This is a genomic window from Cryomorphaceae bacterium, from assembly GCA_007695365.1.
In the GTDB taxonomy this organism is placed as follows: Bacteria; Bacteroidota; Bacteroidia; order Flavobacteriales_D; family SKUL01; genus SKUL01.
The window spans coordinates 18,587-29,975 of the sequence record REDV01000047.1; the positions used below are offsets into that span (position 1 = coordinate 18,587).

The following is an 11,389-nucleotide window of genomic DNA, read 5'->3' on the forward strand; positions in this document are numbered from 1 at the left end:
ATTGGTTTGGAAAAATGTTAACGGATATCGAATTTCAGCAGTGATTGGTCTTCGAGAAAAGCCTCAAGTTTGTCGCCCACCTGAACAGGTCCCACTCCTTCGGGGGTTCCGGTGAAAATCAGGTCGCCGATTTTCAAGGTCATGAATTTGGAGACGTCTTCAATGAGTTGCGGAATGGAAAAAATCATGTCGGCGCTGTTTCCCTCCTGCACGGTCTGGCCGTTTTTTTCTAACCGAAAGCGGATGGCCTCCGGGTTGGGAAGCTGGCTTACAGCGACAAATTTTTTACCCACAGGAGCGCTGTGGTCAAAAGCTTTTGCACGTTCCCAGGGATGTCCTTTTTCCTTGCATTCCTGCTGAACATCCCGCGCGGTAAAATCAACACCTATTCCGATTTCATCGTAGTATTTGTGGGCGTATTCAGCAGCAATATGTTTACCTACCCTGTTGATTCGTACAACCAGCTCTACTTCGTGGTGTAAGTCTTTGGTGAAATTGGGGTAAAAGAAAGGGTGACCCTTTGGAATAAGTGCGGTTTCCGGTTTCAGAAAAATGATGGGTTGCGAGGGAACAGGATTGTTGAGCTCGCGGGCGTGTTTGGCATAATTGCGTCCTACACAAATGATTTTCATACTACATGGATTCTTTAATCGCGGTAAGGACTTTTTTGGTGTACATCGGAAAATCGCCTCGCATCATCCAACTGTAGTATCCGGGGTCTTTTAAAAGCACTTCAGTAACAGGCATGCCTTTGTATTTTCCAAAATTGAAGACAGGAACTTCGTTGTCATTGTACACAATGCGTCCCATCAGGTCAACATTGTTTTGAACCTTGGAGAAGCGGTGAATACTTTCGATTGTGTTGTCGAAGGGAACCAACTCATTGCCAAAATCATCTTCGAGTGGCTGACCCAAATAGCGCTCCATTTGCGCTTTGAATATCTCAAGAGTAGCTTCTGTGTCGGCCAGCGCGCTGTGCGCGTTGTTCAGAATTTTCCCGCAGTAAAATCTGTATCCGGCAGCAAGTGTTCTTCGTTCCAGTTTGTGAAATATGTTTTGCACGTCCACAAGGTGTCGCTCACTCAGGTCAAAGAAGATTCCTGCCCGCAGAAACTCCTCAGCCAGCAGTGGAATGTCGAACTTGTTGGAGTTGTACCCTGCGAGGTCGCAGTCAAACAGAAGCTTAAACAGTTTTTTGCTCAATGCCTCAAATGTGGGTTCGTTGGCCACGTCGGCGTCATAAATTCCGTGAATAGCGCTGGATTCCGGCGGTATGGGTCTTTCCGGATTCACCCGGTAGGAGTGCTTTTCCTCAGAGCCATCGGGGTTCCATTTCACGATGGCTATTTCCACAATACGGTCGGTAGCCACATCTACACCTGTGGTTTCAAGATCTATAAAGGCGAGGGGACGTTGCAGTTTTAATTTCATGTGACGGCTTTGTGCCAAAGGTAGCCAATCCCTGCTGAAGCACAGATGGCTGAAGTAAACGCCCGGGTTTATTTACCCGCTTGTTGAAGCCTGATTACCTTAATGTTCTGCTCTGCCTGTGCATAATAATCAGAAATCATCATCAATTCAGAGTGGGGCTGGTAGCCATCCGCGTCCATGTACAGGTAGTATTTACCGGGATTCAGGGCCATGACGTATTTACCACTTTGGGGGTGAGGCCTGTAGATTCCCACCAATTCGTCAAACTCGTCGGTTACTTTTATCTCTGAATTTACAAAGGGTGTGTCGGGCCTGCCGGTTGGCACCTGAATTCTGACAAGGGCAGGTAGGTTGTGCCGCTCGCCAAAGTCAATCCTGTAAATATCGAGGTCTCCATGCGAGTCCTCGCGCCAAGTAGATAGGTAGGCACTGGTTTGCTCGCCATTGAAAGCTATGGTTCGGTCGTCTCGCGGAGTATTGATGGGATAGCCCAGGTTTTTGGGTCGGGTCCATACGTTGTGTGCCGGATCCCATTCGGTGAGAAAGAGGTCGTATCCTCCCATTCCGGGATGCCCGTTGGACGAAAAGTACAGGTAGTTGCCATCAGCAGAGAAGTGAGGAAAGTCTTCGTTCAGAGCGGAGTTCACTTCGCTACCCAGGTTTTGAGGCTCTGACCATCCACCTGTTGGGAGTTTGCGGATAATGTACAGGTCGAGACCTCCAAATCCACCTTTACGGTCGCTGGCAAAAACGATGGCATTTCCGTCGGGCGAAATGGTGGCGGCTGACTCAAAGGTTCCAATGTTGTTTATTTCATCGAACGGCACCTTGCGCTGAAATGTTTTTCCACTCCGATAACTCACAAATACATCTCCGTAGTGCTCTTCGTCGTCGTGAAAAATAAAAATATGGCTTGCGCTGTTGGACATTCCGACCAAAATATCATCGAATTTGCTGTTCACATTTTTATTCAGCATTTCAGCCTTATTGAACGAGCCTTCCAGAAGCATGCTTTGGTACACATTGGCGGGGTAATAGCCGTCAAACTCCGGTTTGGCACTCCCTTCCTTACGGCGTGAGTTGAATAGTAATAAACTTTCATCGCTGGTAATGTATGGGTTGTAATCGGGGTAGGGGCTGTTCACTTCGGGCCCCATATTGTGAAAGCTGATATCTACCGGAAACTTCATTAATTCCTGGGCGGTTTGGCAATCAATGACTCTCTTTCGGATATCTTCACTCAGCTTGGCCGATACGTTTTCGAGGTACTGGTAGTAGTAATCAATGGCCTTGTCAAATGTATAGTTTTGGGCATAGGCTTCCGCCATCGTGTACAGGGCAGCCTTCGGAAATTTGGGCTGCTTCACAACCCGCTCCATGTAGATAACGGCTTTTGATTTATCGCCGTTGATGTTCAGAATACAATCACTTGCAAAGATGTTGAGTTGAACATCATTCGGGTCTTTCTTTAGCAACGATTCAAACTGTACAAGCGCAGCGGAAAAGTTACCTTGGTTAAAGAGGGTCTTGGCTTCAGAAAGTGACTGCCCGTAGCCGAATAAACAGAATGCAAAGTGCAGAACGAGGATGATTACAATTCGATTCATAGAAACCGTGCTTGATTACCGAAAAGTAAGAAAAAAACCCTCCGCCTTTCGGGGAGGGTTTTTCAAGTTTTTAAACGGACTTATCAACCATTACTTAGCAGTAATCTTGATGTACTGATAGGGTTCGTACTTGGTTACACCTGTTACAGGGTCATTATCGTACCTCGGGCCCTGCACAATGGCATTCACGTCTGCTATCTTAATTCTCGATGGATCCAGACCTTTGTTTTTGATACCGGTAAGGATTTTTTCCTTGGCATCCTCTGCACGTTTATTGGCCAGGTTTTCGTTGGTTCGATAAGTTTGAGTGGGTACTCTGGATGCGCTTCCTTCAATGCTGATGGTGGCCTCACCGTATTTTTTAATCAATTCAGCGAGGTCGTTCATAAAGATGGTAAAGCGTGCTTCATCCAACGGTATCATTCGCTCATTGTACTTGTAGTACTTGTCGAAAACAAGCGTACCAATTTCGGCTTTGGTAACGTGGGTTTGCTCACCATCAGTAGTGGTAACCACAGTTTTGGTTCCTTCCACTTCGCGGGTTTGTACAACACCGTCATCAGTAGTTGCGATTCCACGCAGTGACAGCGTTTTCACAGCCGACCCTTCAAGGTCAACAGGGTTGAGGGTAAGCTCTTTTTGGATTTCATTGTAGCAGGTTTCGCAGGGCACGTGAATGTATTCATTGGCAATGGATTTTCCGGCTACGCGGTAATCCACACTGTAATCAACACATGGGGGCAGGATGGCTACAAAAACGCCATCGCGCATTCGCGGCTTGTACTGCTTGGTAACGCCTGTTTGGGTATCGGTTACATAAATAGTTGTGCTTTCAGGAACCCGCGTTCCTTCTGCTGTTACAACAAATCCTTTTAACACGGTAAGACAAGGTGCGCGTTCAGATTCGGGCAATTCAACCATGTAAATGTCTTTCTCTCCGAAACCACCCTCCTGACGGGAGGAGTAGTAGGCTCTTTTTCCGTCAGCGGATGTCACAAAGAAGATGTCATCATCTACGGTGTTCAGAGGATAACCAACGTTTACAGGCGCACCCCATTCACCGTCTTCGCCCATCTGAGAGTAAAACACGTCGAACCCACCCATGCTATTGTGGCCGGTGGAAGCAAAGTAAAGGGTGCGACCGTCGGGATGCACAAATACTGCATCTTCGTCGTATTGGGTGTTAATAGTCGGGCCGAGTGCGAGGGCTTTACTCCAGTTGCCGTTGGGCAATTTCACAACCCGATAAATATCACGGCCGCCGTATCCTCCGGGTCTGTCGCTCACAAAGTAGAAGGTGTTTCCATCAGCAGTAATGGCGCCGTGTGATTCCCAACTATTAGAGTTTATAGTAGAAGGAAGTGGCTCTGGCTCACTCCAGGTCTCACCTACGAGTTGACTCGACAAGAGGGTACCCACTCCACTCTTATCTTGATAAATGTAGAGGGTTTGACCGTCGGCAGATACGTTAATGGACGCCGAGTGACCGTCAATGTTGATATTGAGAAGTTCGGGCTCCTGCCATTTTCCGTCGCGATCTTTATAGCTGACGTAAATGTCTTCAAAGAACTGACCTGTTACCAAATCAATGAGGTTTTCATTGGCGGAATCCGGTCGCAATCTCCTTGAAGTGAAAAACAGCGCATTTTCGTCCACAGATACTACAGGACTGAACTCAGGGTACTCTGTATTGATTACACTCCCAAGATTTTCGATTGTCAGTTTTTTAGGGTTGGCCAACATTTCTTTGGCGCTTCGCACCATTTCGATTTGCCTTTTGGCAGAGTGTCGCAAGTGGTGGCGGTCGTTCACAGTGTTCAGGAAACGTTCAAACTGCGTAATCGCTTCATCTAGCTTGTAGTTGAGGTGCAATGCACGGCCGTAGTGGAAATAAACCTCAACAGGAGCGGTTTTGTCGTTTACGTTGAAGATGTCGTAGTTGGGGTTAGCCGGACGAGAAGCTGCCACCTCAAGATAGGGAAGAGCCCTCTCAGGGTGGGTGTTTGCCTCCAGAATGCAATAGCCGAGTTTGTAATTTACGTTGGCATTGAATTGATCATAGGCGGCAAGCTCTTTCCATACATTGATGGCTGCGAAGTATAACTTTTCTTCCATCAAGCGATTACCCTCAATGAACTTTGCCCGGTACTCGGCACCTTCTACTTGCCCGAATGAATGAACCGAGCAAAGCACCGCGAACAAAACGAGAATTTTTTTCATGACATGGTCGAAATTTCTTGAGTCAAGGGTTGGTTTTGGCGCTAAATGTATGAACTATTTCGCAGCCAAGCAAAGATGCCTTAAATCGTTCTGTTCACATCAAATTGTTCAAGGTAGTCAGCCACCCTGCGAACAAACATGCCTCCGAGCGCTCCATCCACAATTCGATGGTCGTATGAGTGCGACAAGAACATCATATGCCGGATGGCAATTACATCTCCCTCAGGTGTTTCCATTACTGCGGGTTTTTTCCTGATAGCACCGGTTGCCATGATGGCAACTTGTGGCTGGTTGATAATGGGAGTCCCCATTACGTTACCAAAAGATCCAACATTGGTGATGGTATAAGTGCCGGATCCTATTTCATCAGGTTTGAGTTGATTGTTGCGCGCCCGGTTTGCCAGATCATTCACTTTTTTCGTAATCCCAACCAGATTGAGGGTGTCGGCATCACGTATTACCGGCACGATGAGGTTGCCGGAGGGCAGTGCGGCAGCCATCCCTACGTTGATATGCTTTCGCTTGATGATTTTGTCGCCATCCAATGATATGTTGATCATCGGAAAGTCTTTGATAGCTTTCACGATAGCCTCAATGAAAAGCGGTGTGAAAGTGATTTTTTCACCTTCTCGCTTTTCGAAATCTTTCTTGATTTTGTCTCTCCAGCGCACAAGATTGGTAACATCCGCTTCAACAAACGAGGTTACGTGCGGAGATACGTGCTTGCTCATAACCATGTGCTCGGAAATGAGTTTGCGCATACGGTCCATCTCAATAATCTCGTCGCCTTCACCCACGGAAATGGGCGGCGCCTCGATGGTGCGCATACCTCCGCTTGATTTAGTGGCGGGAGCTGCCGCAGGGTCTTTGGTGGCCGGAACTTTTGCCGGAGCTGCAGAGCTGTCCTGAATGCCTTTTCCGCGATTGGGCAGGTAGGCCATGATGTCTTTTTTGGTAACGCGACCTTCGCTTCCCGTACCGGGTATGCTATCTAGTTCCTCCATGCCGATGCCTTCGGCTATCGCGATGTTGCGAACCAATGGCGAGTAAAAACGGCCTGTGCTGCCAGCGCGTACTACATTTCCGCCACCTCCAACGCTGGCCATAGCCGGAGCTGCCGCAACCGCAGAACCATTGCTGGGCGAAGGGCCCGCCTCACGCGAACTTTGCAATTCACGGGGAGGCTCGGGGGCGGCAGGTGCAGCATCAGCGGCTGCATCGGTAGCAAGCATGGCAATGACCGCACCCACCTGCACTACATCTCCCTCCTGGCAGAGTTGTTTGGAGAGTATTCCGCTGCCGGGGGCCGGTACTTCAGAGTCAACCTTGTCAGTGGCAATCTCGATGATGGGTTCATCGGCCTCCACCATTTCTCCTTCTGATTTAAGCCATTTGATGACCGTAGCTTCTGCTACGCTTTCACCCATTTTGGGCAGCAAAATTTCAATTTCCTTCGACATGCTGTGCGTTCTTTTTAGAGCGCGCTAAATTAGGGCAAATATTGCTTACAGCAAAGTTGACATAGAGCCTATGTGTGGGGCTGAAGGCGGCGACCAAACCTATTTTTTACCACCAAGTTTGCGGAAATGTGAGGTGATCAGTCTGAGGTCCGTTTTCATCCTGTAATCCTTGGCGTACACCAGGTTGAGCCTGCCAATGGTATCGTTTGTGCGCGCTGAGGGTTGAAGGTGATGCGCAGGAGACAGTACGCCCGGTCGCAATGGAGGCAGCTTTTGTTGGGTGTGCGGGTAAAAGCCAACCCATGTTTTCTTACCAATCAAAACCCACCATGCGTTCTTGATGTACCCCAGAGGTTTGTGCTGTATCCACATCAAAAGCGGTGAGAGGAGCAATAGCACAATGGATGTGGCAATGTCAAAAAGCCTTTTATTGCGGCGATTGGCATTTTTTGAAATGGAATTGACCTCAAACACAAAAAGCTCACCCGGTCCCTCAACACTTTTGCTACCAATGATGTAAAGGCTTTCAGGCGGTGCAATTTTAAATTCAAGTTCTTCGCCGTGGAGTGAGGCCATATTCGAAATAATCTCTTGTGCACTCAGATCCCGGGCACAAAATATCACCATGTGAAGCTTGTGAACTTCAACCGCTGAGTGCAGCTGGCTCAGCGATATAGTTGAGGTCGTGGGGCGTTCATCGCCGGAAGGCTGCACATGGATCGTCAGTTCCGTTTCCTGTCCGCTTTGCTGCAAAAGATTGCTCACGCGCTCTGCTTCATCGTGCAAACCCACCACAGCACATCTCAATGCCCGCCGGGCGGCAAACAGGTTTTTTGGAATTCCGGCCATATGGTAAATTCCCCGGAGCAGCAATACGGTTGGAAGAGCAGCCAGCGACCCCAGCACCGTTAATGCCCTCGAAAAACGAAGCGACTCCGGAAGTAAACTGTAAGCCAAGAGTATAATGGCTGATCCCACCAACACTCCTTTCACCAGATTGAGCCATTTGAGCGGTCGCTCGTAGGCGCTGGACAGGTACAGCGATATCACCAGCAAAAGTGCATAGGCAGGCAAGGCAATATGCACAATGCTATCGCTGAGGTCAATGTGCGCCAATTGTTGGTACCACATCTTGCTGAGAAAAAGAACACCAAGAATGGCCAACACATCTAATACAGGCAGGGCAGCCCTTTGAGCAAACCGGTTGAGAATGGCCAGTGACGCGCGGAAATATATGGCCAGGTTGATGAGAAAGGAAAAGGTTTTTACATTTCGTTCGCTAAAGTGCTTGCGTGCAAAAATCACCATGGCGCGGTAAAACACAAACACGTAGTTTATACTGCTTTTTTTGGTGCTCTCACCCTTGTAGTGAATGATGCGCGTATGCGGAAAGTAGTAGTTTTTGTAGCCTCCCAGAATGAGCCTCCACGACAGGTCAATGTCCTCGCCGTACATGAAAAAGTCTTCGTCGAGCAGCCCTACTTTATCCAGTGCCTCCTTGCGCATCAGCATAAAAGCACCCGACAGCACCTCTATCTCGTGTACTTCGTCGTTGCTGAGATAGCCCAGGTGGTAGCGGCCAAATCTTTTGGAGCGCGGAAAAAGCGCCGACAAACCGAAGATTTTGTAAAACGCCACAGCCGGTGTAGGTAAGCCGCGTTTTGATTCGGGCAGAAAAGCCCCTTTGCCGTCAATCATTTTCACGCCCAATCCACCGGCTTCAGGGTGGGTGTCCATAAAGTCAACCACTTTTCGAAAGGTGTCTTCTTCCAACACGGTATCGGGGTTCAGCAGCAGCACATATTGCCCGGTTGATTGACGGATGGCAAGGTTGTTTCCGCGTGAAAAACCAAGGTTTTCACGGCTTTCAATCAGTTTTACCCACGGAAAGCGCTCGCGCACCATGGCTACCGAGCCATCTACCGAGTTGTTGTCAACCACCCATACTTCGGTTTCCAGGCCTTTCATGGCGCGCGCAACCGACTGCAGGCATTGCTCCAGAAAGAAGGCTACGTTGTAGTTTACAATAACAACCGATAGCTTCATGACGCGCTCAGCGTAGATTCATAGGGGGTGCGATTGCGGATGGAGCGCCCGAGGGTTACTTCATCGGTGTACTCCAGGTCATCACCAATGGCCACTCCACGGGCCAGCGTGGTGAGGGTAACAGAAAATTCCTTCAGCTTCTTGTAAAGGAAGTAGCAGGTAGTATCACCCTCCATGGTGGTGTTGAGGGCAAGGATGATTTCGGCTCCGGGGAGTTCAGCCACACGTTTTACCAGCGCATCAATACGTAAGTCGGAGGGGCCTACACCGTCCATCGGAGAAATCAGGCCACCCAAAACGTGATATACCCCCTGAAATTGCTGCGTGCTTTCGATGGCCATAATATCGCGAATATCCTCCACCACGCAAATCAGGTTGGGCTGCCGGTTTGGATTGCTGCACACGTTGCAAACTTCGGAGTCGGCAAGGTTGAAGCAAGAGGAGCAATATTTAATCTGCGAGCGAAGATCGGTGATGGCCCGGGCAAAGCGGTCCACGTCAGCCGGGTCTTTTTTAAGCATGTGCAAGACAAACCTGAGGGCTGTTTTTCGCCCAACACCCGGCAGGAGTGCAAACTGATCTACCGCTTCTTCAATCAGCTTTGAGTTGATCTTCATGCGCCAAAATTACGGCAAAATAAGGGTTTGCATGGTGGTGAAGAAGATGCGCGGCAAAATGAACTTTTTCGCACCGCGGGCGTATTGTTTACTTTCGCAGCCTGTATAAAAGCTGTCTGCACAAACCATCTTATGCTCGCACATCTTCTTTTGTTTCTGTCGTGGATAGCTTATTACGCGCTGCACAGTTGGCTTGCAACTGATAGCGTGAAATCTTTAATGCAGCGGAGTATGGGGCAAGGTTACCGCTTATACCGTATACTGTACAATGTAAAGAGTATGGTTTTGTTATTGGCCATCGTGTATTTTCACTGGAAGCTGGAATCACCCTTTTTCATGGAGCGAATGCTCGTGACCACCCTTTTGGGTGTTGTGCTGGCTGCGCTGGGCTCTTTTGTGCTTACCCATGCCTTTTTTACGGTGAATCTCAGAGAGTTTCTTGGTTTGGCCCAGCTCGACGGCGAGATTGAAAGTAGTTCACAGACGCCTAAGCGACTTATCCGGAGTGGATTCTACGCTTACGTAAGACACCCGTTTTACTTTGGCGTAATCATGATTTTACTGGGCCTGGTGTTACTCATACCGAGTTATGCCACGCTCATGATGTTATTGGCTACCATGCTTTATTTGCCTGTAGGCGTTGCGCTTGAGGAAAAGAAGCTCATCCGTGAGTTTGGCGAAGACTATCTGCGTTACCGCAAAGAGGTGAAGGCCTTTATCCCGTTTATTGTTTAGCTTCAGAAGGCAGACTGAAAGGACATCGTTTCATTGAGCCGAACGCCTTTTTCGGTGTGTTGTAAAGTGCAGCACTCGTTGGTGGCATCGTGCTCCAAAAACAACACGAACTGTTCATCGGCGGCAAGTTGTAGAAAACGTGCTTTCTCGTCGAGGGTAATGAGCGGACGGGTATCGTAGCCCATCACGTAGGGTAGGGGAATGTGCCCCACGCTGGGCAGCAAATCGGCCATAAACACCAGTTTCTTGCCTTTGTATTCAATCACCGGAATCATTTGCGCATCGGTGTGGCCATTCACCACAAACACATCGAAACCGAGTGGGGTTTTGGTGAGAAAATCGTCTTCGTTCACCGGAACAAATTGTAGTTGTCCGCTTTCTTCGAGGGGAATAATATTCTCGGTCAGGAATGAAGCTTTTTCCCGCGCGTTGGGCTCAGTGGCCCAGAGCCAGTGGCGGGCATTGCTCCAGAAGGTGGCGTTTTTGAATACCGGACGTAGGCCTTCTTTCTTTTCGTTCCATTCCACCGCGCCACCGCAGTGGTCAAAATGCAGGTGCGTGAGAAACACATCAGTGATATCATCGCGCGAAAAACCCAGCTTTTTCAAGGAACCATCCAGACTGGCATCGCCATGCAGGTAAAAATGGCTGAAAAACTTTTCGCTTTGCTTGTCGCCGATGCCGCAATCAATTAAAGTGAGCCGGTCGCCGTCTTCAATCAGCATACAGCGCATGCTCCAGGTGCACATGTTGTTGGCATCTGCGGGGTTGGTGCGGCTCCACAGCGCTTTCGGTACCACGCCAAACATGGCGCCGCCGTCCAGTTTAAAGTTGCCGGTTTCTATGGGGTAGATGGTCATTATTCGTCGGTTTGTTGCTTTAGTGCGAAGGTAGGCAACTGCTGTTAACTGGCAATTTCGGCTGCATTTCAAGGAGTATTTGACAGGAAAATAACGGAAAGTGGTAATGAAATTTATTTTAACAGGATATTTCAGCAAAAATACATGGCTGCTGTGTAGGCTTATACAGCCCAGATAAACAGGGTTGAATAGCATATTTACGGGAAATAAAATAAAACTTATGAACAAATATTAGAAATTGTTGAAAACCCCGGGTTTGCACTGTTCATGCGATATAACGAATATTTTAAAGTACCAAAAGTCCATGTTATGAACAGCTAAGGGCACCTGTACATCTGAAAATAATTTTGTGATTTCGTTTTTTTTTTTTTTGCTTTGGAGGGCTCAATCAAATCAACCGGTTGTCAATAAGG

At 48.4% G+C, this 11,389-nt stretch carries 9 protein-coding genes; 1 reads left to right on the plus strand and 8 read right to left on the minus strand.

Annotated features, from left to right (window positions below; translation table 11 throughout):
* Positions 1-17 precede the first annotated feature (17 nt).
* The 7 genes from EA392_02365 to recR all read right to left on the minus strand — a co-directional run bounded on the left by EA392_02365 (position 18) and on the right by recR (position 9,381).
* Positions 18-632 (minus strand): FAA hydrolase family protein, encoded by a 615-nt coding sequence (locus EA392_02365; protein ID TVR41140.1) that lies wholly within the window; start codon positions 630-632, stop codon positions 18-20.
* Between the two features lies 1 nt (position 633).
* Positions 634-1,431 (minus strand): 3'-5' exonuclease, encoded by a 798-nt coding sequence (locus tag EA392_02370; protein ID TVR41141.1) that lies wholly within the window; start codon positions 1,429-1,431, stop codon positions 634-636.
* A gap of 68 nt (positions 1,432-1,499) precedes the next feature.
* On the minus strand, positions 1,500-3,038 hold the full coding sequence (locus EA392_02375) for a hypothetical protein (GenBank protein ID TVR41142.1): 1,539 nt from the start codon (positions 3,036-3,038) through the stop codon (positions 1,500-1,502).
* Between the two features lie 90 nt (positions 3,039-3,128).
* Positions 3,129-5,258, minus strand: coding sequence for a hypothetical protein (locus tag EA392_02380; protein ID TVR41143.1), 2,130 nt, complete (start codon positions 5,256-5,258; stop codon positions 3,129-3,131).
* 80 nt (positions 5,259-5,338) lie between these two features.
* A complete protein-coding gene (locus EA392_02385) occupies positions 5,339-6,718 on the minus strand; it encodes a 2-oxo acid dehydrogenase subunit E2 (protein ID TVR41144.1) in 1,380 nt (459 codons plus the stop codon).
* Positions 6,719-6,817: 99 nt separating this feature from the next.
* On the minus strand, positions 6,818-8,764 hold the full coding sequence (locus EA392_02390) for a glycosyltransferase (protein ID TVR41145.1): 1,947 nt from the start codon (positions 8,762-8,764) through the stop codon (positions 6,818-6,820).
* Entirely contained in the window at positions 8,761-9,381 is a 621-nt protein-coding gene (gene recR, locus EA392_02395) for a recombination protein RecR (GenBank protein TVR41146.1), read from the minus strand. The genes EA392_02390 and recR overlap by 4 nt, the downstream gene beginning before the upstream one ends.
* Positions 9,382-9,513: 132 nt before the next feature.
* Here recR and EA392_02400 point away from each other — a divergent pair, with 132 nt between their 5' ends.
* Positions 9,514-10,116 (plus strand): isoprenylcysteine carboxylmethyltransferase family protein, encoded by a 603-nt coding sequence (locus tag EA392_02400; protein ID TVR41147.1) that lies wholly within the window; start codon positions 9,514-9,516, stop codon positions 10,114-10,116.
* Positions 10,117-10,118: 2 nt separating this feature from the next.
* Here the strand turns inward: EA392_02400 and EA392_02405 are convergent, their stop codons facing one another.
* Positions 10,119-10,976, minus strand: coding sequence for an MBL fold metallo-hydrolase (locus EA392_02405; GenBank protein TVR41148.1), 858 nt, complete (start codon positions 10,974-10,976; stop codon positions 10,119-10,121).
* Positions 10,977-11,389: the final 413 nt, after the last annotated feature.